Here is a 24,924-nt window from a genome sequence, read left to right as displayed (position 1 = left end):
AACTCCTCGAAAATCCAAAATATTATTCTGAGGAGTTTTATTTCCTTTTGACAATGCTAAGTTAGTACGCTCACGCTTAACACTTGAAACATGGAGCTAGAGAACCACAAAATAAAGCAATCTAATACTATTAAAATTTAAGAATTATGTTTTTCAAATTAATGATCAAAAAATAATGATGGATAAAGTAAACCCAACACCGTTGAGTCTATCACCTCATTAAACAGGAAGTAGAGTACTGATTTGGTGAGGATTGGACTCCCATGTCTTGACGGGCATAAAACATGAAGTCCAAATTGCAATCACAAATCGTTATGCAAACCGATATATTAGAACTTGTTCTAGCATCTACAGATGTGGAACAAAACTATTTTCCATATAAAAAAGAAGAATACGTACGTCATTTTTTAGAAATGGCCATTGCACAAAACCTCAATTCAAAATCTACGCTGAAGAATAGTGCTTTTGAATTTTTATTGAACAAACCTGCTTTTAATCGTTTAACGGCTCAAAGTGGAAATGCACAATTTTCAAAGGAGAATTTAACTTCAGTAGAGGAAGAAAGTTTGAAATATTTCAAAGTCACTTTAGACCGTTGGGGGGAATATGAGAAGCATCGAAACGATGATTGGTATCAAACCTCATTGCCGGGAGAGAACTTGGTTCTTCAGCTAAATTTTGATTTTGAGCATGACTTACTTTACAGGAAGAATTTTAAAGTGAAAAAGTGGCACCCATTTGTAAGTTACTGTCATCCGATATCCAAAAAGAACAATACTATGGCTTGGTCGAGAATTGACTTTAACTTAGATACAGGAGAAGCTTTTATAGAAGAAATTCAGAATGATTGGTTAAGGGATGCTTTAAGTATTCATCGAAAAATAAAATCAACACCAGAGAAAAAACAGAAGAACCATTGGATCACAGATTATGTTTCTTTGGAAGGTTTAGATCGATATATCACTTCATTAAAAGAGTACAATCAATATTGGTCTGAAGCCATGCTGATGTGTTCCATTCATTTTCTATTGAAAGAAATTGGTGTGGATAAAATTTATTATCACACTTTTGAAAGTGGAAATTACTTTAAGAAGTTAGAAGACTACCCACCTCCAAAATCATTGTACACCAAGCTTCCTCAAAAGTTTGGATTCAAGAGGACAAAACAGTTTCCTCAGTTTTGGAGAAAAGAGCAATTTCTAAAGAAAAGCATTCGAAATTTCGATGGTGAAGTTTTTTGTTTTGATTTTCGAAGTTAAATAAGAGCCCCATAAATTTTAGTGATTTGAAGTTTATGGGGTTTCTTCATATCCTCCTTGGCGCAAGTGTTAAGCCGATAGGCGTCACTTGTGTCTAACAATTGGGGAAGTCTCCCGACTTCAGAATCAACATAACGAAGGAACAGATATAATAGGGAAATCAAATTTTCTTAACTAAACCAGATGGTTTGTGGGATAGGGAGTCTACAGACTCCTTCAAAATATAGACACAAGTGACGCCTCCGGCTTAACATTTGCGCCAGTTGTGTTCCATAAATTATAGTGATTTGAAGTTTATGAGGTTTCTTCATCTTGATATATACTCAACCCATTTTTGAAGATGTTCTTTATTCTATCTCTTAATCCTTGTGGTTTTATGACTTCAAGTGAAGATCCAAATCCTAGTAATAAACGCTCTAGCTCATAATTAATATGAACCTTTATCTCTATAATGATACTTCCGTCTTGTTCTCTTTCGAGAACTTGCTGAGAATGATGCAAAGGTTTGGTGATGACATAAGGAGCATTTTTTCGATCAATTTTTAATTGAATATTTTTCAGATAACTAATTGGAAGTACAGAAACTCCAACAGTATGTCTATAATATTCATCTCCATTGAAATTTTCATCGTGGTATTCTCTTTTTAAATCGTAATCTATTTTGATAATTCGATCTAAAGCTAAAGTCAACAATTCACGCCCTTTTTTTCTGCCAACGACAAACCATCTGTTATTATATTCTTTTAAAATAAAAGGAGTGAGATGAATTGAAGAAGAGGCTCTTGAAGTAAAAGATTGATACTCTATCACTAGACAAACCTTTTTAAGAATTGCTTGGTATAAAGTATCCAAATGTTCTAACCCTTTTAAACCTTCATTTTTATCTAAATGTATAATAGCATTTTGATCACTTTTTTCACTGTAGACTTTATCTTCTAGTCTTTGTATGATGCCATTTAATTCAGAAAAAAGAGAGAAGTCTTTAAACTGTTTGAGCATTTCTACTGATTCAGAAAGAACGCTCATATCATTTTCAGTCAAAGGAATATTAGTAATAGAATAATCCTCATCTTCATATTTATAATACTTTCGATCATAGACTATGATGGGAGCATTATAACCTAGTTTATCACTTCTCATCATTTGAATATCCAATTGAATACTTCTTTTACTCACATTAATATCCCTTCCCTCGTATTCAAAAAGAGCTTCCGAGCATTCTTCAATCAAGTCATTTAAAGTCCATTTTCTGTACTTATTTTGAAGACATTTATCGATGGTTTTATAGCGGATTAGAGCGTTTTTATTTTGTGCCATAAAATAAAATTAGAAATTATTTACAACTGCGCAAAATGATTGCGTAGTAGCTTTCCACCTTTGAACTATCAAAAAAATAAAACACAAAATGATTAATGGAAATACCTTAATAGCGATGGGTTATACCCCAGGAAAGTGGTTCAAAGAAGCCCTTGAGTACATCAATTCGAATGACTTGTCAGACGAAGAAATGAAGGACTTTTTGATGCAATTCAAGACCATACCCAAAATGGAATTACACCAAGAGTCCATTCCGTACGCCATGAACATTAAAGCTGAAAATGAATTGGAAGAAAGCAATGTTCAGTCGGTGAAAAATACAATGGATTTGGTGATGAAAACACCTACCGTAGTTAATGGTGCAGTGATGCCGGATGCTTGCCCGTCGGGTAGCAAAGGAACGATCCCAGTGGGAGGAATTGTAGTCACAAAAAATGCAATTCATCCTGGTATGCACAGTGCAGATATTTGCTGTTCTTTGATGTTGACAGATTTAGGGAAAGTAAACCCTAAAGAGGTGTTGGATGTAGCACAAAACGTTACACATTTTGGCCCTGGAGGAAGAGACAGACATACGCAGTTTAGGTTTCCGACTGATTTACTAGAAGCTTTCGAAAGTAATTTCTATACTAACAGAGAAGAAATCATCAAAACAGCGAGAGCACATTTAGGAACGCAAGGCGATGGGAATCACTTCTTGTTTGTGGGTACTTCAAAAGCCACCGGCAACACCATATTAGTAACGCACCACGGATCAAGAGGTGTAGGAGCAAAACTTTTCAAAAGAGCGATGCAAACCGCCGAGCGTTTCAGAAAAACACTTTCCCCTACTACTTTAAAGCAAAATGCTTGGATTCCTTTCGATACAGAAGAAGGACAAGCCTATTGGGATGCATTAAAAGTGATTAGAAAATGGACAAAACAAAATCACATCTGCATTCATGATGCAGTAGCAGAGCAATTAAAAGCTGATGTACAAGACCGCTTTTGGAACGAGCATAATTTCGTTTTCAAAGAAGGTGACCAATTTTACCACGCCAAAGGAGCAACGCCAATTCATACGCCTTTTTCCAAAGAACAGGATGAAAGAAGATTGATTCCAATGAATATGGCAGAACCAATTTTGATTGTCAAAGGAAAAGCAACCGACACTAATATTGGTTTTGCTCCTCATGGTGCGGGTAGAAATGTCAGCAGAACAGCACATCGAAGAACCAAAGAAGCGATGACTAATGAAGAAGTTTTTGCTCAGGAAACAGAAGGACTGGATGTTCGTTTCTTCTTTGATAAAATCGATGTTACAGAACTTCCTTCCGCCTACAAAAATGCTTCTCAGGTAAGAAGTCAAATGGAAGAATTTGGTTTAGGAGAAGTTATTGATGAAGTGCTTCCTTACGGTTCAATTATGGCAGGTGATTGGGAAAGGGACAGGCCTTGGAGGAAAAAAAGAGAGAGAAAACATGAGAAATAGAATCATAAAATACCTCGATAAATTAGAAGAGGAGAATAATATAAAAATACTTTTGGCTTGCGAAACGGGTTCAAGAGCATGGGGATTTGCATCTCCAGATAGTGATTTTGATGTCCGTTTAATTTATGTACATAAAACAGATTGGTACTTAGGTTTAAGCGAAAAAAGAGATTTTATAGATGCTTTTTATCAAGAGAAAGAAATTGATATTTGTGGATGGGATTTGAAGAAAAGTTTACAACTCTTAGCGAAATCAAATGCTTCCATTTTTGAACGAATTGGTTCTCCTTATGTCTATAAGGAAGCTGAAGGTTTTAGAGATTCATTCTTAAAGTTATCTGAAGAGAACTATTCCAAAATAGCATCTATTCATCATTACTTAGGTTTAGCTAATAATGCAATGAAAGAGCTTAGAGAGCACGAAGCGTACAAGTTGAAAAAATTGTTTTATGCTTTGAGAGCAACACTTGCTTGTTTATGGATTCTTGAAAAGGACGTTTATCCTCCAATGAAATTTGAAGTAATGTTGAATGACTTAGAATTACCTGTTGAGGTGAAAAATAAGATCGTTGAGCTTCTTCGTTTGAAAACGAAAAAAGAGGAATCGTATAGACATTATGGAGAGGAGACCCTTCTTGGATTTATCGAAGAGAGTATTCACTCCACTAAAGGAAAAGCAAAATCGCTTCCTGCATCTAATGGTAATTACGAATCACTAGAACACTTTTTTAAAACAACAGTAAAACAATACAATGACAATTGAAAAGCTTAGAAGAAAGGAGTTGATTATTTTGGAGTGTATTAGCGGTAGCAGAGCATACGGTTTAGCGACAGAACATTCTGATACAGATATCAAAGGTGTATTCATTTTACCCAAAGAAATGTATTATACTAATCAGTATATTCCACAGGTCAGTAATGAAACGAATGATATTGTATTTTATGAACTAGGTCGATTTGTAGAATTGTTATCACTCAATAATCCCAATATTCTAGAACTACTTTATACTCCTTCTTCTAAGGTCCTTTTTAAACATCCCTATTTGTCTGATTTAAAGCCTTCGATTTTCCTCTCAAAACTATGTGAAAAGACATTTGGAAATTATGCTTTGTCACAGGTGAAAAAAGCAAAAGGGCTAAAAAAGAAAATTGTGAATCCTATGTCCAGAGAAAGAAAAAACTTGCTTTCGTTTTGTTATGTAAATGATAAGAAGGGGGCTATTCCAGTATTAGATTTTTTGAATAACAAAGGATGGAAGCAAGAGGAGATAGGGTTAGTTCATATTCCTCATATGAAAGGTGTTTTTGGTCTTTACCATTCAGAAAAAGGGACTTATAATGGTATCATTCAAAATGAGCAATCCACTGAAGTGGCTTTAAGTTCAGTGCCAAAAGAGGCATTACAAGAAGGTTTACTATACTGTAATAAGGAAGGTTTTTCGACTTATTGTAAGAAATATAAAGAGTATTGGAATTGGGTTGAGAAAAGAAATGAAAGCCGGTATGAATCCACATTAAGTCATGGGAAAAACTATGATGCTAAAAATATGATGCATGTTTTCCGATTACTAGATATGGCAATTGAGATAGGAAAAAACAAGAAGTTTATGGTTGAGCGTCCCAATAGAGCATTTTTATTAGGGGTAAAATCAGGAGAGTATGAATATGATGATTTAATAGAATTGACGAATGATAAACAAAAGGAATTAAAAGAAGCATTCGGAAATTCAACATTACAAACTACACCTGATAGCGATGAAATTAATAGAATTCTTTATGAGATAAGGAATCGTTTCTACACAAAATAACCGAAGGTCAAGTATAAGTTACTTCAATTCCTTTACTGAACTACTTATGCCATTATCCCCCTGGCGCAAGTGTTAAGCCGATAGGCGTCACTTGTGTCTAACAATCGGAAAAGTCTCCAGACTTCCGAATCAACAGAACGAAGGAACTGATAAGATAGGAAGACCAAATTTTCTAAATCCTTTTCCTTGCAAACCATATGGTTTGTAGGGTAGGGAGTCTACAGACTCCTTCAAAATATAGACACAAGTGACGCCTCCGGCTTATCACTTGCGCCAGTTAAAATATAACCGAAGGTCAAGCATAAGTTACTTCAACTCCTTTACTGAACTACTTATGCCATTACCTTCACCCGAGACAGTAGCTCAGTTGGTAGAGCATAAGGCATAATATTTAAATTACCATTTACGATGGTCAATAAATATTTACTTCTACTATTGGTTAATCTTAGTGTCGTGGGTTCGAATCCCACCTGTCTCGCTAAAAGGTCAATTGTATCTTACTACTATGAGGTTCGAGTCCTCACTTTGATGTCGGTTTTTATAGATATAAAATTACCTTTTATGGATGAGGTCAATGCTTTCTTACTTCCATATGACTCAAAAATCGCTAGATAGAGAAAGCACATTACCTTCACAGGTCAACTATTACTTACTTCAGAGGGTTACCTCACTAAGTTAGGGATTTAGAAGTAATAGCATTACCTGTAAATACCATAACAGCCCACAACAAATAGGTTGTGGGCCTCATTAAATTTTCTAGATGATGAAAAACGAATTACAAAAAGTAGCTATTCGTAATGGAGCATTGTATGTGCCATTAATAGAAACACCCGAAAAAGCAGTGATCACAGCAATCACAAAATCATATATCCGCCTTTTTGAAGAAGTGGGACTTTATTTTTCCAATGATCTATTACTTCATTTGAATGCTGTTTCACAAACAGAAAAGGAAGCTATTTATGCTGTTGTACAAGAGATTCTTGGCTTAAAGAAAAATTGGACACCACTGATCAAAGAGTGGGATCAACCCTCTAAGATTACATTTGGTGATCAAGTGATTACTTGGTTGTCCAATAAAATGGGTTCCCAAAGTGGTTACCTTTTACCATGTGATCATGTCATTTCTGAAGGCACATTTAATATTGATGAATTCAATGGTTGTCCTCATTGTGGTACACCTTTCGAGGTGGGGAAGCTAATGTTGAAGGATGAAGGGAAAAAGCTTAAAAAATTAAGCCTTTGGACGGATCAAGAGTTAGAAAAATATTTTCATGGGTTGCTTGCTTCTGCAGTTGCATTGGACGCTACACAGGTTGAGAACCTTCAGATTTTATTAAAATACTTTGACCTTCCTGAAGATGCACAAATTGTGATGAAGGAAACAAAGATGTTGGTGATTGATACATTGACACAACAAAATGAAATCAGAAAGGCCAATCAGTTTTTCCAATCTCCTAATGATGTCTTAAGGTACTTATGGTATAAACATACTGGTTATTTACAACTTGTAAAACCAAAAGTGATTATCAAAAGAAAAGGGATCAATGCTGTCAATATCCACCGACAAATGGATGCTCAACAAGCCACAAAGAAGAAGGCGACTGACGCTTTGAAATTGAAATTTTCAAGAAAGGAAGCTAAGGTTTATGCTTATTGGCTGAATTGTTTAACCATGAATATCCAACAGCAATGTGAGGACATGCACCCTAATAGAGGAATGTGGGTAAGAGTGATCAGAGCCTTACGTTTGGGGGAGTTGAGTAAAAGAAAAGGATATGAAAAGCTCGCTCAATTAATGGATACTTTTTACAATCAAAACTATACCGTTTGGCAGGGTAGAGTGAATCATTTTAAGCTAAAGCTTGATGCTGAAAAGACTTTTTCTTTGTTGAAGCAACGTCCAGGATTATTTGCAAGATCTTTGTTTGCCAATATGCTTTGGTTTGGTCCAGAAGTGACTTTAAAGCACTTTAAGGAAATTGTAAATCAATTGCCATCACGCTTGATCTATACCTTGAATATGTATGCGGATACTTATTTTGACCCGAGTTCAGATAGAGTGGTAAAACCTTTAGGCGGGACTTCGAAAAGAATTCCGAAAAACCACTTGTTGCAAGCTTATATGGAGGAAGATTTGAAGGAGATGGTCAATCAAATTCATCAACTGACTTTTGAGAAAATCAAGGAGAAGTTGGAGCAGGAAGAAGTCAAACCACATAGCATTTATATCGATCCACAATTGTATAATATTCCGTTTGCGATTGGGGAAAGAAGTAATCATATCCAAGATTTGAATCATGTTCCTACAGGAGCAAGGTTCCCGATTGAGGGAGATAAAGTTCGTCTGTTTATGCAATGGGGAGAAGGGTTGTCAGCTCAACATTTGGATATGGATGTAAGTTGTATGGTGATTTATCCTGAAAAAGCAGAGTTTTGCTCTTACTCTCAACTGAATATCGGAGGTTGTAAACACAGCGGAGATATACAGCAGATTCCAGAAAAAGTTGGAACAGCAGAATACATAGATGTTGATGTCGCTTACTTGCAGAAGTGGGGAGCGAAGTACGTTTATTTTACTTCTAATGCCTATACTAACGGAAGTCTTAGCCCGAATATGATGGTCGGTTGGATGAATTCAGAATACCCGATGACCATTTCCAGTACAGGAGTAGGGTATCATCCGGCACATATTCAACAGCACATCAAAATCAAAGAAGGCTTAGCCAAAGGTTTACTCTTTGGAATATTGGATATCCAAAAGCGGGAAATGATTTGGTTGGAAATGGATTTCAGTGGTCAAGTCGTTCAAAATATGAACTTGAAAACAGTAGAAAGTTTGATGCAGAAAATGGAGGCTAGAATCAAAGTAGGAGATATTCTGAAGCTAAAAGCAGGAATTCACCAACTCACCATTACAGAAAATCAAGAAGAGGCAGATCAAGTTTATGATTTGAAATGGGCCAGCGATCCGAATGAACTTAATCAGTTTTTGTTGTAATGCTACTTCCTGGTGCAAGTGAAGCCTCCGGCTTAACACTTGCGCCAGTTGGGATTCATCACAGCAGACGAATATTTATTCTTTACGCCTAGTTTAATATCGTTTTTTTAAGATCTTTGTCAATGCAAACTATTTTTTAAAAGACTAATTATTAAAGATGAAGACATTAATTCTAAGCATTCTATTGATAGGCCTCCATTTTACTGTTTCTTATAGCCAAACTCTAGAGTATATTTTTATGAATCATCCAGAAATAGAACTCGATGAAGAATATCGTAAAAAAATGCTGACCGCATTCAAAACGGAAAATGATGAACCATTAAAGTCCGAAGATGTTGATGATCCAAGTAGGGAAATAAATTATTATTCTTTTTCAGATTTTGATCCGAATACTGGTTATCTATACTATGCAAATTATGCTAGAAATGAGGGGGTGTGCATAACTTATTGGAATCAAACCGATGGAAATAAATTAGTTGGCATAAGTAAGTCATATGAAGAACATCCGAGTTCTCAGGAGATTGAATTTTACGTTCTTAGAAAAGATGGATTGTTTGTGATGGTGAGTAAGTATAGAATATTACCTAGTTTAAGAAACATTGATTACCTTGATTTAGATAAATTGAAAGAGAGGAATATTAATCCGGATAGTCTTATAAATGCTTACTATAGGAATCACGACCTCTATTATATATTTCCAGAGGAAGGGAAAAATATTAGAGTTATTTCTCAAATCCTCACAAGTGATGGTTATGATGGAGAGTTCTCAGAATATGAATTAGGCTCTGTAATAGAACTAATTTGGGATGATGGTAAATTTAAGAAAGGAGGTTTTGTTGATTGATGGAAGGTTATGTTATTAAACAGGTAGATACCTTGGGTGAAAGTGACGCCTCTGGCTTAACACTTACACCAGTAGTGGGGGCATCAGTAATATTCATTATTTTAGGAATAAGAAAAGATATTGGCATAGCAGATGATAAGTTATACAATAAGGTGGGTTATTAAATTGGTTAAGATATTATTTTTAGTACTAGTTTATACACAAACATTTTCACAAGAAACTAATTATACTTTCACAAATTATTATTGTGAAAATAAATTACCAGACAGTGTATTTTCTTTACCAGAAATCAAAGAACTACGAATTATTAATAATAATGGGCGTGATATTCTTTTAGATGGTGAAATTAGAAATTGTGGATTCAAAACACTTTCAACAAAAATTAGCTTACTTAAAAATTTAAACTTTTTTGCCTCATTTAATAATGATTTTTGTGAATTACCTCTTGTCCTTTCAAAAATTCAAAACCTCAATTTAATTTCTTTTGATAACAATTCATGTGACATTAATTTATCAAATATGTCATCTTTCATTCAAGTAAAAAAGATGTATTTTGATGAATCTTCATTGTATAATGTTCCTGATGATATAAATAACCTGACGGAATTAGAATATTTATCCTTAAGAAATACTGAAATAGATAGTGTTGATTTACAGAAGTTATATGATCAACTGCCAAACTGCGAAATTAATTATAGAAAACCAGGTAGTTTGGATTAATACCTTCACTTACCCTTCAAAAGTATATATTGAACAATTTTATAACCGATATAGGTCGGGTTGATTAAAAATAAAATTGCTTTAAGTTTTCAATTTGTTAGTTCGATTAAAGATACAATCAATACGATAATTCTACTAGCTGTTTTGAGTAATTCATAATTGATTTCTATCTCAAAAAAATAGAATCATGCTATTAAATAAATAATTGAGAAAGGTTTAAAATGTCGTAAAACCAATGGTGGAAATTTTTAAATAGGTGGAAAAATTTAAAATCACCCTCAAATCCGAGGTTTCTAATACAGCACTATTATGACATTGATTGATTTTACTTTGGAATCAATATACCTTCAAACCAATGATTTAGTGCACTGTAAACTAGTTTTTCGAATATTTTCGATATTTCTAAACCAAGAAGTTTCAGGTGATCTATTGAACATGAATGAAGCTTATGCATAACATTCATGCTACCCTTGAAATTGGGTAGTGCTGTCTTCGGCCTTGAAGGGAAAAGCGTTAGGAATTTCATGTATTGAGCCGTTAAAAATGATTTTTTTGTTTGAGCAAAGCGAGTTTAAAATCATTTAGGTGAGAGGAATGGAATTTAGCTTTTGACTTCTAAGCTTAGATTTTTTGCTTTGTTTTTCATCAATGGAAAAATGAAGAAGAAAGAAGCTTGAAAGTAGGTCATAGAAAACTTTTAGAAATGTCGATTGAAAATGGACGGTAATTTAGTTTACAATGTATTTAGCATGCTAAAAATTATCTTTTTAAAACCTTAGGTACTTACCAATTAAATAAATGAGCTCTATTCCGGTCATGTACTTAATTAAATAATGAACACTAACTAAATAGTAAATCTATCAAGCTATGAAAAGAATTATAACGCTTAGCTTATTGTGCATTGCTCTTTTTGCAAAGGCCCAAGAGAACCGTTTAATAGTAGAAAAATCTGACGGAACAAAAACAAAAATCTTTATGAATGGGGGCAACCTCGCTTGGGATCAGTTTGCTAATGATTTTGGGCCGGGTGCAACAAACTTCGATTACTTTGATGAAGTATTTACAGACTTCGAAAACGCAGGAGGTAACTCTATGCGTCTCTGGATTCATATTAATGGCGCCAACAATCCCAACCTAGACGGAAATGGTAAATGTACAGGACTGGAAGAAAGTCATATTGATGATATGCGTGCTGTTCTGAACTTAGCCTATAACCATAACATTGTTTTGGTGATGAGCTTGTGGTCGTTTGATATGTTGAATAATAGAGATTATCCGCTTGAAGTTTCTGAACAAGGTCATAAAATTCTGACGGAAGAGGCCAATGTGCAGGCGTATATTGATAATGCTTTGATCCCTATGGTAGAAGCTTTCAAAGATCATCCTGCTGTAGGTGCTTGGGAGATTTTCAACGAGCCAGAGGGAATGAGTGATGAGTTCGGTTGGTCACACACTCGACATGTACCTATGAGCGTTATACAAAGGTTTGTAAACCGTTGTACAGGGGCAATCCATAGAGTTGATCCAGAGGCACAGGTGACCAATGGTACTTGGTCTATGTATGCAGGAACTGACATTTACAATAGCCAAAATCCTATTTACAAAAACTACTACAGTGATGAGGAATTAATCGCTGCAGGCGGAGATAGTTTAGGAACATTGGATTTCTATCAAATGCATTATTATGACTGGATGAACAATGAAATTTCTGTGATGCACCACCCTGCTTCTTATTGGGAACTAGACAAACCTATTTTAGTAGGGGAATTCTATCCTCTAGATGCAAAAGGAATTGCTTGGCAAACATATCATGATTTGTTGTACAATTCGGGTTATGCAGGAGCTATGTCTTGGCAATGGTATGGTGAAAAAGGGCAAATTGAACCTTACAGAACGAACATGGTAGCCTTGATGGAAAGCATTAAAGATTACCCTGATATACAGATTGAAGCAGGAAGGAATCGTTTTCCAACCATTAATAAAATCGATAACGGTTTGTTTTATAAAAATGCAGATCCTGTTGGCAATTATGTAGACCTAGATTCAATCGCCAATGACCCTGATAATGGAGCTTTGACTTTTAGTGTAAAAAGCAATTCAAACCCTGATTTAGTCACTGTGAGTATTAATAGTGAAAACCAAGTGGGATTAAGTTTTGCACCAGAAATGATTGGTGAAGCAACGGTGGTAATTGAAGTGGCAGACGAAGGTAGTTTGACGGCTATTTCTGAATTCAACATTGCAGTAAGAGAACCAGGAACGGGAAACTTAGCACTTTTCCGAACAACCGTTTATAGCTCTTCCAACGAACCTGGAACTTCAACAGCCGATCCTATTTTTGCAACTGATGGAGATTACAATACACGTTGGTCAAGTGCTTATGAAGACCCAACATGGTATTATGTAGATCTTGGAGCCACTTACCAAGTAAGCCAAGTGAAACTTTTCTGGGAAGCCGCTTTTGGTCAGCGTTATGAAATTCAGTTGAGTGATGATGCAACGACTTGGACTACTGTTTATACAGAAAATAGTGGAGATGGAGGAGAAGATGATATTATTTTTCCAGCCGAACCTGCACGTTATGTTCGTATGTATGGAGTGCAGAGAGGAACGCGTTGGGGGTATTCATTGTTTGAATTTGAGGTGTATGGCGAAGGTAGTGTAAACCAATCACCAACAGCTTCTATCACTGCTACACCAACTTCAGGTGATGTTCCTTTATTCGTTACTTTTGATGGAAGCACTTCTTCAGATCCTGATGGAACTATAGCGAGTTACGAATGGAACTTCGGCGACAGTATTGCCACAGGTGTGAACGTTACAAAGGTTTTTACAGAAAAAGGAACTTATGCAGTACAGCTTAAAGTAACAGACGAGGACGGAGTATCAGACATGACTTCAGTAAATATTGTAGTCAACGACCCTAATAATCCAAACCTTCCACCAGTTGCCATGATTTCGGCAGATCCCGTTTCAGGAACAGAACCTCTAACAGTCAACTTCAATGCATCGGCTTCTTCAGATGCAGACGGAAGTATTGCAAGTTACGCTTGGGATTTTGGCAATGGTACAACAGAAACAGGAATCGAAGTGAGTCATACCTTCACAACGGCAGGTTCGTATAATGTGGTTTTACTTGTCACAGACAATGAAGGAGCATCTTCTCAAGACACTGTCACGATTACTGTAGATCCATGGGAAGCATGTGCCAACCCAACACCAATCTCAGTTCCTTTTGTTCAAAACGGAGCCGGAGACTTCTGTTGGGTCGCTACAGAATCTTTCCCAATTATTAATTCATGGAATGTAGAATTATTAGAGATTAATGGCGTTGACTTTACGAATAAATACAGCCAAGATATTCCTCCTGCCATCAATGGAGAGTGGGTAATCCGTTACGTTGGGTTATTTGGATGGTCGCATTTCCATATTGAAGCACCCGCTAATGCTGTAGCAACACAGACACAAGTTCAAACACAGGAATTACAAACTGTCTACCCGAACCCTTTCACCACGTCAGTGACTGTAGATTTAAAAGGGACAAATGCTTCTAAAGTGGAACTAATTGATGAATCTGGACAATTACTTTCTACTTACAGTGGAGAAGACCTGAATTCAGATGAATTAAAAATCAATGTAGATGCACCAGGAACTCAGTTTTTTGTTCGAATCTACAGTGGAAATGAGATCACAGTGAAAAAGATTTTTAGACAATAAAAACCTAATCCTAGGTTCTAAGTTAAAAAAACAACATATAAAATCAGCACAAAACATCTAGCCTCGAATGCAAATTCGGGGCTTTTTTTAGGACAAGTCACTGTTGCAATCCCCCTGGCGCAAGTGTTAAGCCGATAGGCGTCACTTGTGTCTAACAATCGGAGAAGTCTCCCGACTTCCGAGCCAACAGACCAAAAAATATTCATGATAGAATTACAAATTCCATAAATCCTTTCATCAGTGAATATTGACCATTAATTTGTGGAGTGGAGAGTCAATATAATCTTTAAAGATATAGGCATAAGTAATATCTCCGGCTTAACACTTATGCTAGCTGGGGGGATAAAAAATAAAATAATGAAGTTTTATAAAGGTATTAAGTGATGCTGAACATGGGTTTCAGGCACAAGTAGATTTTGGTGATGAACAATTACTAAAAAAAGATATATATAAAGAAGCAGAATTCAGTTTTATAAGTAGCATCTACTATGATAAAACAAAAGTCAAAACAGATGTTTTAGATATTGGTAGCTTGAGTTTTCATGGTTTACTGGTTAGTGAAAAATTCTATTCTATTTGTGAAAGGTTTGATTCTCATCAGGTTCAATTTGTAGACATCATTGGAGATGAAAATTTAAAAGGATATAAATTTATGTTCTTCAATGGGGATTTGACCACAAAAATCGATTATAGAAAAACAAATTTCATTTTATGCGAAAACATGTTAGATGAGTTTGAAGTGTTAAATGAAAATTTAGAGCCAAATAGAGAAAACATCATAGATATTTATAAAAAAGTATGTAGTGTAAGCGTATTTAAAGAAGTAATACCTAAAAATGGTTTTTCTTTTATTGGAAGTTTTGATATTAATAAGTATTCTATTTTTAGAATAGGCCATTATGATAAAAACTATTATTTTTCTGAAAAAGTAGTTAAAGCTCTAAAAGCTGAAAATATAACAGGTATTACATTTGTAGAATCAGTTAATTTTTCTCCTTTCACTCACTGTTAAAGGTTAATGTATTTTTGTTTCCTATTGGAAGGAGTTGTCCCATACTCATGGGAAAGAGCCTCTTTCTTCTTTCTCTGGCGCAAGTGTTAAGCCGATAGGCGTCACTTGTGTCTAACAATTGGAGAAGTCTCCAGACTTCCGAGTCAACATAAGGAAGGAACAGATATGATAGGAAGATCAAATTTTGTAAACATTTTCCCTTGTAAACCTAATGGTTTGTGGGGTAGGGAGTCTACAGACTCCTTCAAAATATAGACACAAGTGACGCCTCCGGCTTAACACTTGCGCCAGTGGGGGAAAATTAGATTTCGGATATGTATCTATTAAGTATTACGATAATTTAGAGTATAGTATTTACTTGATAATTAAAAGTAACCTATTTATAGTTAAACAAACAAAAAAGATTAAAATCAAACAATTATTTATGATGAAATTGAAGGACTATACGTAAATCAGCATCTTAATTTAAGTTCCAATTACAAATGAGCGACAATGACATCATATTTAGAGAAATAGAAAAATCTTTAGAGGATATTGATAGAATTTTCAAAGAATCTAGAGAAATAGAAGCAAAACTTAAAGCGACGATTGAAAAAACTAATGCAACTGTAAAAGAGCCTCAACCTACAAAAATTGATGAATTGAAGGAGTGGCATCGCGACCAAAAAGAGCAATTAAATAAAATACATCAAGGAAATTTAGAGAAAAAAGACGCGTTTGTGAGACTTTATAAACAGAGGTTAAATGAACAGTTAAATAAATTAGAAGACACTTTAGCCCAATCAAAAATCACACAGATTAAAGATAAAATGCATCAGCAAAGGGTAAAAGATAAAGAGAAGTTTGATTTGCTTAAAGGTAAACTACTTGATAAAATTAAAGTGCAAAAGACACGCTAAATCAGGTATGGTACTGGCTAGTATATCTGTTACTATAGTATCGTAATTATTTCTATGTCAATATATTGATCTAAAGGTAGTGTCAGTAATTATTGACCATTAATTTGTGGTTTGGGAAGTCAACAGACTCTTGCTAAATATAGACAGAAGTGATGCCTCTGTTGCTTCACTAATTGATATACTCCGAAATAGAAATCTCAATTATATCGTTGTCCTTTTTCAATACTATTCCATTGTAGACTATATTTTCCATAGCATTCTCAACATTAATGAGTATTATTTTTTGAAAGGCGGAATGATTTTCAATGCTATAAGAATAGTCAGATAATGAGTTTTCATAGTCTTTAAAACCTGTTTCCTTTGCTAGTTTTATACATTCTTCAATCCAATAATCCATACTATCAAGACCAATGTTAGATGTTGCTTTGAGGATTACAGAAGTATTGAAATGATAACATCCACCTTGGCTTAAAAACAAACTATCTTGATCTCGAGCAACAGCAATATGATAATTTAAACTATCCCATTGGAAAGATTTATATCCTAACTGATTTACCCATTTTGTAGTGATCCCTTTTATATCATCATCGAAGATACAGTCAGGTTCGACAATTACTTTTTCCTTTGAAACTTGAGTTTCTACCTTCGTTTGGATGATTGTATCTTTAGGCACCTCAACACTTACATTCTCTTTTTTCTGAGGTTGAGGCTCCACTTTAGTTTCAGCTATTACCACTTCTGTTTTTTCACTTTGGGGCTGATTACATGCGTATAAAAAAATAAGAGCCAAAAAAAGTATTTTACTAGTTTTCATTTTAATTCAATAGTTTGTGATAAATAAGAGCTCGAATTTATTCAATCATTATGACAAATGAATAAATATTTCTCTGACTCTAACAATCGGAAAAGTCTCCCGACTTCCGAATCAACATAACGAAGGAACAGATATGATAGGAAGATCAAATTTTCTAAACTTTTCTCTTGTAAACCTAATGGTTTGTGGGATAGGGAGTCTACAGACTCCTTCAAAATATAGACACAAGTGACGCCTATCGGCTTAACACTTGCGCCAGTGGAAAGGTAGGAATTAAACCTTCCTCAAAACAAAATGCTCCAACCCATAAGCCACAATTCCACCAAAAGTATAACTCACCATATCACTCCAAAGAAATCCATGCCCCAAGGTCAAACTGCCAATCGTTGTTTTTCGGATGGCGATCAGCCAATCATAATCCAAGATTTGTTGCAGTTCGATCAGGTAACAAATCAATACACTGATGATCAATACTGTTTTTGAAGGACTTTTATAAAGCAGGAAGGCGATGATAAAATAGAACATCACAGCATAGAAAAAGTCACCTAAATAAGGATAGATAAACTCAGGAGTAATGCGTGTTCTTGATAAAAGGCCTAAGCCGATTACGATGACGATATAAATAAAATAAAGCAGGCGGTTACGTTGGTAAGTCATAATGAATGGAGTTTAACTTAAAGATAAAAAAAGCCAACCTACAATAATGCAGATTGGCTGATTCTTTTAAACGGTATCGTTTAAAAATCTATTCTTTGATATCCAATTGGATACTTAAGTCTTTCAATTGTTGAGCATCAGCAACTGATGGCGACTCGATCATTACATCTCTACCTGAAGTGTTTTTCGGGAATGCGATGAAGTCACGGATAGAATCCACTCCACCAAATAATGAACAAAGACGGTCGAAACCTAATGCGATACCACCGTGAGGAGGTGCACCGTATTCGAAAGCGTTCATTAAGAAACCAAACTGCTCTTGTGCTTCTTCAGGAGTGAACCCTAAAGCGTCGAACATGTCAGCTTGGTCTGACTTGTCGTGGATACGAATAGAACCACCACCAACTTCAACACCGTTGATGACCATGTCATATGCGTTTGCACGAGCATTGTAACGGTCCGTTTTCAAGATCTCAGCATCTTCAGGAAGTACTGATGTGAATGGGTGGTGCATTGCGTGGTAATGACCAGTTTCTTCGTCTTTTTCGAACATTGGAAAGTTCACAACCCAAAGCGGAGAGAATTCTTGACGGTTTCTTAAACCTAAACGCTCACCCATTTCTAAACGAAGCTCACACATTTGCTTACGCGTAGTGTCCAACTCACCTGATAATACTAATAACAAGTCACCAGCTTCAGCACCCGCTTTTTCAGCCCATGCTTTCAAGTCGTCTTGTGAGTAGAATTTATCCACTGAAGATTTGAATGAACCATCCTCGTTACACTTCACATAAACTAAACCTTTCGCTCCGATTTGAGGACGTTGTACCCACTTCGTTAACTCATCCACTTGCTTACGAGTGTATGAAGCACAACCTTTCGCACAAATACCTAAAACGATCTCAGCAGAATCAAATACTTTGAATCCTTTGTTTTGAGCAACATCGTTCAAGTCCACGAATTTCATTTCGAAACGAGTATCAGGCTTATCCGAACCATAGTCACGCATAGCGTCAGCATACTCCATTCTTGGGAATTCAGGAAGTTCGATACCTTTCACCATTTTGAAAAGGTGACGCATCATTCCTTCGAAGTTGTTGATGATATCCTCACGATCAACGAATGCCATTTCACAGTCAATTTGAGTAAACTCAGGCTGACGGTCAGCACGTAAATCTTCGTCACGGAAACATTTTACAATTTGGAAGTAGCGGTCCATACCACCTACCATCAATAACTGCTTAAATGTTTGAGGTGATTGAGGTAAAGCATAAAATTCACCTGGGTTCATTCTTGACGGTACCAAGAAATCACGAGCACCCTCAGGAGTAGATTTGATCAAAACAGGAGTTTCAACTTCAATGAAATCTTGATCTGATAAATATCTTCTTACTTCTTGAGCAATCTTGTGACGTAACACTAATTTCTCACGAACAGGGTTACGACGGATGTCCAAGTAACGGTATTTCATGCGTAGCTCGTCGCCACCGTCAGTTTCGTCTTCAATTTTGAAAGGAGGAGTTTGTGCCTCATTCAAAATTTCCAAATCGCTTAGACGCAACTCAATATTACCAGTTGGGATATTAGGGTTTTTAGCCGCTCTTTCGATTACTTCACCTGTAGCTTGTAATACAAACTCACGACCTACTTTACGAGCAGTTTCCAATAGTACTGCAGCTGCATTACCATCATCTTCGATCAACAACTGAGTGATACCGTAACGGTCACGGATATCGATCCAGATTAAACCACCTTTATCACGGACAGCTTGCGCCCATCCGCTTAATGTCACCTTTTGCCCAATATGGCCTTCACGGAGTTCTCCGCAGTTATGCGTTCTAAGCATTTTATGTCTTTTTTTATATTGAATTCTCTTGAACAAAGCGACTTATCAAATCAAGGATTGTGAAAAGCCACTAAATCGACTGCAAAAATAAGCAGTTGTTTGTATACGAAAAAACGATTTAAGAATTCCTTTTGATGGATTTGAATCTTTTTCTGTATTTTTTATAAAATTGATAGTATAATTCCCTGATTTCAATACTTTTTATAAAGAATTTGAACTATCCGTTATAGGTGTGAAGCAGGTAATCCAAGGTAATATCAATTTTATCCGAAGGAACATACCGCGTAATCATGCCAAGGTCCTCTGCTTTTTGAGCAGAAAACTGTTCAATGTTTTGGTTTCCAATATCAATTCCATTGGTAAACTTGGCCTGTTCGGTGGCATAAGAAAGATCGGTTGCTTTAATAAATTCAGAACCTATGCTGTTGGTGGTACCTTCCACAACGGCAACTGTCATTGGTCTCATGTTCTGAATTTTTTCTTTGAGTATAATAAAGTGATTGCTTTCACTGATAAGTGTAGTAATGTTTTTTTCTATTTTTTTCAGAAAGAAATTCTCTTGAATTGTTCTGAAAATTACCATATCAACGCTTAAATCCTCATTAGCCAAATCAATTTCATGAATAATTTGACTTGTATTATCGTTTGAGAGTTCATTTAAACATTGATTAGTTAAGTAAATGGTAACTACATTTCCTTTTCGAGAACTGAAAATGCTTTTCATGTTTGTAATTAAATTTTCGTAGAGTGAATCTTATAGTGTGATCAGAAATTTTACCTATGTAAAAATTTAGAGTCTATTGGTTCTAATATTAAATGATTGCTAATAGGGTAGTGTAATAACTGATCTTCAAATTTACTTATTTAGTGAAGTAAATGTGATGACCATTGTTATTGAAATTATATAACAGATATCCGTAAAAGAAAGTGTGCTTGGTGTTGTGGGTAGTGTTTATTCTTCCTCAAAGTCTTCCTCAGAGCCTAAAAAGTTGATTTCTAATAGCTGGTCTAAAGATTCAATGTGGGTTTCTTCTCCCAAGTAAAACTCAGCAAATTGACTGTAAATTTCTTGAGGTGTCATTCCTTCTTCCCTTAAGTTTTTGATGGAGTCAGCGCCAGAAGATTTAGAAAGTTTAGAACCATTTTCATCCACTAATAGAGGGTGGTGCAGAAACTCAACTTCTTCAAAAGAATCGATTTCTAGTTTGTTGGCGAGGAAAGTTTGAGCCACTGTAGATTCTACTAGATCTTCACCTCTTACGATAAAATCAATATTATCATCAATATCATCAATCAAAGAAGCAAGCTGATAAGCATAGATACCGTCTTTTCTTCTGATGACGAAATCTTTCATTACCTCATTGAGGTTAAGGGCGATATCACCAATAAAAAGATCTTCTAATAATATAGGTACATCAGAAGTTTTCACTCTGATGGCAGTTTCGGGAGTGTCAAAAGGAAGGTCTAAATCTCTGCAAGCACCAGTGTAAATACCTGATGGAGAGGTTTCAAGGATTTGTTTTCTAGAGCATTGACATGCAAATAAATCACCATTTTCTTTTAACTTTTCAAAAGCGGAAGTATAACGGTGATTCCTGATTTTTTGCGACCAGTTTTTGTGGAAATCTTCTACACTGAAAGGACCATTGTCGTAGTCTAGTCCAAGCCATTCTATAGACCTGAAAATATCTTCAATGTACTCGTCTCTAGTTCTTGTACTGTCAATATCATCAATGCGCAAAAGTATATCTCCATCTTCTTGTCGAGCTAAAATCCATGTGAGGATAAAAGAAAATGCATTTCCAATGTGAAGGAAACCGCTTGGTGTTGGAGCAAATCTTGTACGCATTGATGTATCTTTAAATTAATTTTTCAGCAAAGGTACAAACTAGAAATTTAATCTGTTTAAGGGAGTGAATAAATAATTAAGGGTAAAATTAATTCGATTTTGCTAACAGTCTATACGAACCCATAAAAACGACTGCAAGCACGAAAACACATGCAAGTAATTCCATAACTTAAAAGAGTTTGAAATATAAAATTAGTTATTGTTATAAGAAGACAATCTGTCTACTGTAAATGACAAGTTTTTGTTCTGATTATTTAAGGTTATTAAGTACTAGTGGAAATGTCGAATACCTAGTTTTTGTCTTCAAGTGTAATTTACTAAAGTTCAAAAAAATACACTATTGTCATCAAACTAAAAGTTTCTCTTTATTGCTAAAGTACAATTAGTTGTGACAATAGTGTAATTATATATCTAATAATTAGATATTTAGATCTTCAAATAGGAAAAGTGAATGAATATTTATTTCAATGCCACCATTCTATCTGATCTGATTATTTATTTTTCAAGCTGGCTCACAGCGTATGCATAAGCACCTAATGAGATGGCCTCACTTGTACCGATTTTAGAAACACCAACACCAATTTTAGGAGAAGCATCATACATCACTACATGATCAGTGAAAGGTACTTTGATTTCATGCTGATTGTTTTTCACGAAACTTGTTTTCTCTTCCTCATTTGTAAGGTCAAACACTTCCGCAACAAGTCTGTCTTCACCGTGATTGTATTTAGAACGCATCTCTTTCAATACAGATGGCATAAATAATTCTGATGCTCCAGAAAGACCACCGCCAATAACAACCAATGCATCAATTGTAGTACCCAAAGTACACAACACGTCACCAAGGTTTTCACCTAAAGTATCAAATGCTTTTTGAGCACTTGCTTTATCACCTTCTTGCTCGTCTTTAGCAATTTCAAAAATATCTTTTGGTGTTAATTCAGCATTGTCAACACCTGAGTAATCTTTGTAGAATTTCTGTACGGCACGGATACAAGAAGCTTCTTCTGCGTTGATATGATCCAAAACCTTAGAAGGCATCAACCAGATTTCACCACCCATACTGTTATCGCCAATATGAAGATTGCCATTGCTGACAATACCTCCACCAAGGCCAGTACCTAAAGTGATTCCAATAATATTTTTATATCTTTTTTCGCTGCCGTTTGCTTCCAGCATTGCGTTCATTTCAGGTAGTAAACCACCAATTGCTTCACCATATGCATAAAGGTCACCATCATTGTTGATAAACGCAGGAATGCCAAAATGATGTTGCAACATTGGTCCAAGAGCAACTCCACCTCTATAACCAGGAAGGTTATTTAAATCACCAATAATTCCGTTAGGGTAATTAGCAGGACCAGGGAATGCAAAACTAATTGCTTCAGGTTTACGGTCACCCAATTCTTTGATTACGTGATTAAAACCCTCTAAAATATTTTGTAAACTTTGTTCTAAGTTGTCTCCATTTGAAGGCAGTCTGTAGGGATCTACAATCATTTTTCCACCTTGCATAGCAGAAAATACAAAATTAGTTCCACCGGCATCTAATGTTAAGACGATCTGTTTTTTGTCCTGAATTGACATAGCTATTGGTTTAAATAAAAATTGCGAGATTATATATTATCAATTTCTTCGATTTCACTTCATCAATCAACAAATTAATCTTTTCATTTCGAACTGTAGTTGTCTGTTAAAACAGTTTATGGTAATAATGCTGAATAGTAAAGTAAATTAATAAATAGGAAAACGAAGAGTAGTTATAAGTAATCGGTATCGGTTGCAAAAATAATTAACGGAGTGTAAATAATACTATGATAAGACTCATTTTGATGATGATTTTTATTATTCTTCCACCCTTTTGACCAATAGAGAAAACAATTTCTGGTCGTGCAAAATATTATAGGGTAGGTTTACAAATTAGATTTAATATTTTAAAGTTTTTTTAATTCCCGTTTACATTTTGTAATGAAAATCATTTCTTAATTAAATTTCTTTATTGTAATTAGCCAACTCAATTGGATTTGATAAAATCAAACAAACACTTTTCAAAATATATATATTAAATCATGACGACCGTAACTTTAGGAATTGACGTAGGGGGTACTAATACCAAAATTGGATTTGTAGACAAACACGGTAGATGTTTGGCTAGTAAAAGCATCCCTACAGGTGCAGATGAGCCGTTTTCTAACTTTTTATCTAATGTATTCACTACAGTAGATCAATTGAAAGAAGAGGCAGGTGAAGTAGATATGGTTGCAGTTGGAATCGGTGCTCCAAATGCTAACTACTATAATGGTAAAATCGAAGAGGCAGTAAACCTTAAAGGATGGGGTAAAGAAGTAGCTATCGCTGACTTAATGGAAGAGCACTTCAAAGTACCTGTTGCGATCACTAACGATGCGAACGCAGCCGCTTTAGGTGAAATGAAATTTGGTGTGGCACAAGGAATGAAAAACTTCGTTGTTGTTACTCTAGGTACTGGTTTAGGTAGTGGAATTATCGTAAACGGTGACTTATTATATGGTCATGATGGTTTTGCTGGTGAGCTAGGACATATCAATGTAGTAGAAGGTGGACGTCTTTGTGGTTGTGGCCGTAGAGGTTGTTTAGAAACTTATGTTTCTGCTACAGGTATCAAGCGTACTATGTTTGAATTATTAGCAGACAGCAACGGTACAAGTTCTTTAGCCAACAAAAACTTCGATGAGTTAACTGCAAAAGATATTTTTGATGCTGCTGAGGAAGGTGATGAATTAGCAAAAGAAGCATTTGATGTAACTGGCGAGATCTTAGGTAAAGCGTTAGCGGATACAATCGCTATCTTCAGCCCTGAAGCAATCGTATTGTTTGGTGGTTTAGCGAGTGCAGGTAGCTATATTACTGAGCCTACTCGTTCTGCTATGGAAGAGAATTGCTTGCATATCTTCAAAGGTAAAACTCGTTTGGTAGTTTCTAACCTTGAAGGTGACAACACTGCAATCTTAGGTTCTTCTGCTCTAGCTTGGCAAGAATATGAGAAAAAACAAGTAAACGCATAGTTGCTTGATCTGACATAAAAAAGGAGGTTTCATTCCTCCTAAAGCATAAACACTCACTTCTCTCAAAAGGAAGTGAGTGTTTTTTTTATATAGGTATCTAAACTTAGATCGCCCTAAATAGTAAAACGTACTTCTGTTACGGTTAACTGATTTACATTAGTGTAAAAGTAACCAAACAACCAGATGTATTATGATCAATTTTGAAGGTTTTGACGATAGAACATTTTATTCAACATTTCAAAAAGAAGAAGATTGTCTTGAATATTTATCGACACTAAAGTGGAGTGATCATTACAAATGTAGGAAATGTGAACATACAAAATATATGAAAGGTAAAAAGTTACATTCCAGACGTTGTCAAAAGTGTAAATATGATGAGTCTGTTACGGCTCATACCCTATTTCATAAGCTGAAATTTTCAATTCTAACTGCTTTTGAATTCATATTTAAAGTTAGTTGTGATAAGAAAGGCATGTCCACTTTAACTTTAAGTGAGAAACTGTCCTTGAGTTATCAAAGCTGTTTAAATTTCAGACGTAAAGTGCAATATGCTATGCAAAGTAGTTTACAGCATCCTTTGAAGGGGTATGTTGAGGTCGATGAGTTTGCTGTAGGTGGGTATGACGCTGGCAGTCAAGGTAGAGCCAAAGGAGATAAAAAGCTTGTCAA

The 24,924-nt window shown here is 35.4% G+C and carries 19 protein-coding genes and 1 tRNA gene; 13 read left to right on the top strand and 7 right to left on the bottom strand.

Annotated features, from left to right (window positions below):
- The first annotated feature begins 314 nt into the window (after nt 1-314).
- On the top strand, nt 315-1,259 hold the full coding sequence (locus HHU12_RS28305; RefSeq protein ID WP_169660102.1) for a hypothetical protein: 945 nt from the start codon (nt 315-317) through the stop codon (nt 1,257-1,259).
- A 294-nt stretch (nt 1,260-1,553) separates the two neighbouring features.
- Here the strand turns inward: HHU12_RS28305 and HHU12_RS28300 are convergent, their stop codons facing one another.
- The gene (locus HHU12_RS28300; protein WP_169660101.1) at nt 1,554-2,576 is read right to left on the bottom strand and encodes a helix-turn-helix transcriptional regulator; all 1,023 of its coding nucleotides are present in this window, start codon (nt 2,574-2,576) and stop codon (nt 1,554-1,556) included.
- Nucleotides 2,577-2,664: 88 nt separating this feature from the next.
- Between HHU12_RS28300 and HHU12_RS28295 the strand changes: the two genes are divergently transcribed.
- The 10 genes from HHU12_RS28295 to HHU12_RS28250 all read left to right on the top strand — a co-directional run bounded on the left by HHU12_RS28295 (nt 2,665) and on the right by HHU12_RS28250 (nt 16,045).
- On the top strand, nt 2,665-4,047 hold the full coding sequence (locus HHU12_RS28295; protein WP_169660100.1) for an RtcB family protein: 1,383 nt from the start codon (nt 2,665-2,667) through the stop codon (nt 4,045-4,047).
- Nucleotides 4,037-4,810, top strand: a complete 774-nt coding sequence (locus tag HHU12_RS28290; RefSeq protein WP_169660099.1) for a nucleotidyltransferase domain-containing protein — start codon at nt 4,037-4,039, stop codon at nt 4,808-4,810. The genes HHU12_RS28295 and HHU12_RS28290 overlap by 11 nt, the downstream gene beginning before the upstream one ends.
- Nucleotides 4,800-5,855 (top strand): DNA polymerase beta superfamily protein, encoded by a 1,056-nt coding sequence (locus tag HHU12_RS28285; protein ID WP_169660098.1) that lies wholly within the window; start codon nt 4,800-4,802, stop codon nt 5,853-5,855. Before HHU12_RS28290 ends, HHU12_RS28285 begins: the two co-directional genes overlap by 11 nt.
- A 352-nt stretch (nt 5,856-6,207) precedes the next feature.
- A tRNA-OTHER gene (locus HHU12_RS28280) sits at nt 6,208-6,333 on the top strand.
- A gap of 285 nt (nt 6,334-6,618) precedes the next feature.
- A complete protein-coding gene (locus HHU12_RS28275; RefSeq protein WP_169660097.1) occupies nt 6,619-8,853 on the top strand; it encodes a TerD family protein in 2,235 nt (744 codons plus the stop codon).
- A gap of 238 nt (nt 8,854-9,091) precedes the next feature.
- Complete coding sequence (locus tag HHU12_RS28270) at nt 9,092-9,697, top strand: hypothetical protein (protein WP_169660096.1); 606 nt, start codon at nt 9,092-9,094, stop codon at nt 9,695-9,697.
- Between the two features lie 165 nt (nt 9,698-9,862).
- The gene (locus HHU12_RS28265) at nt 9,863-10,417 is read left to right on the top strand and encodes a leucine-rich repeat domain-containing protein (protein ID WP_169660095.1); all 555 of its coding nucleotides are present in this window, start codon (nt 9,863-9,865) and stop codon (nt 10,415-10,417) included.
- Between the two features lie 867 nt (nt 10,418-11,284).
- A complete protein-coding gene (locus tag HHU12_RS28260; RefSeq protein WP_169660094.1) occupies nt 11,285-14,134 on the top strand; it encodes a PKD domain-containing protein in 2,850 nt (949 codons plus the stop codon).
- A gap of 532 nt (nt 14,135-14,666) precedes the next feature.
- The gene (locus tag HHU12_RS28255) at nt 14,667-15,146 is read left to right on the top strand and encodes a hypothetical protein (protein ID WP_169660093.1); all 480 of its coding nucleotides are present in this window, start codon (nt 14,667-14,669) and stop codon (nt 15,144-15,146) included.
- Between the two features lie 482 nt (nt 15,147-15,628).
- Complete coding sequence (locus HHU12_RS28250; protein WP_169660092.1) at nt 15,629-16,045, top strand: hypothetical protein; 417 nt, start codon at nt 15,629-15,631, stop codon at nt 16,043-16,045.
- A gap of 169 nt (nt 16,046-16,214) precedes the next feature.
- Here HHU12_RS28250 and HHU12_RS28245 read toward each other — a convergent pair whose 3' ends face one another.
- The 6 genes from HHU12_RS28245 to HHU12_RS28220 form a co-directional block, all read right to left on the bottom strand.
- On the bottom strand, nt 16,215-16,859 hold the full coding sequence (locus HHU12_RS28245; RefSeq protein WP_169660091.1) for a hypothetical protein: 645 nt from the start codon (nt 16,857-16,859) through the stop codon (nt 16,215-16,217).
- 273 nt (nt 16,860-17,132) lie between these two features.
- Entirely contained in the window at nt 17,133-17,516 is a 384-nt protein-coding gene (locus tag HHU12_RS28240) for a ribosomal maturation YjgA family protein (protein WP_205960010.1), read from the bottom strand.
- Between the two features lie 88 nt (nt 17,517-17,604).
- The gene (gene aspS, locus HHU12_RS28235) at nt 17,605-19,362 is read right to left on the bottom strand and encodes an aspartate--tRNA ligase (RefSeq protein WP_169660090.1); all 1,758 of its coding nucleotides are present in this window, start codon (nt 19,360-19,362) and stop codon (nt 17,605-17,607) included.
- A 217-nt stretch (nt 19,363-19,579) separates the two neighbouring features.
- Complete coding sequence (locus tag HHU12_RS28230; protein WP_169660089.1) at nt 19,580-20,086, bottom strand: Clp protease/crotonase-like domain-containing protein; 507 nt, start codon at nt 20,084-20,086, stop codon at nt 19,580-19,582.
- A gap of 228 nt (nt 20,087-20,314) precedes the next feature.
- Nucleotides 20,315-21,211: a glutamate--tRNA ligase family protein gene (locus HHU12_RS28225; protein WP_169660088.1), complete on the bottom strand. Its 897-nt coding sequence runs from the start codon at nt 21,209-21,211 to the stop codon at nt 20,315-20,317.
- A gap of 495 nt (nt 21,212-21,706) precedes the next feature.
- Entirely contained in the window at nt 21,707-22,798 is a 1,092-nt protein-coding gene (locus HHU12_RS28220; protein ID WP_169660087.1) for an ROK family protein, read from the bottom strand.
- Between the two features lie 482 nt (nt 22,799-23,280).
- Here HHU12_RS28220 and HHU12_RS28215 point away from each other — a divergent pair, with 482 nt between their 5' ends.
- Entirely contained in the window at nt 23,281-24,255 is a 975-nt protein-coding gene (locus HHU12_RS28215; protein ID WP_169660086.1) for an ROK family protein, read from the top strand.
- 190 nt (nt 24,256-24,445) lie between these two features.
- Nucleotides 24,446-24,924 (top strand): transposase (locus tag HHU12_RS28210; RefSeq protein WP_169656597.1); only part of this gene is annotated, 479 nt, incomplete at its 3' end.

The sequence above is a fragment of the Flammeovirga aprica JL-4 genome, from assembly GCF_012844305.1.
Lineage (GTDB): Bacteria > Bacteroidota > Bacteroidia > Cytophagales > Flammeovirgaceae > Flammeovirga > Flammeovirga aprica.
The sequence above is the reverse complement of the archived record's forward strand: the minus strand, read 5'-3'. Positions and strand labels throughout refer to the sequence as shown.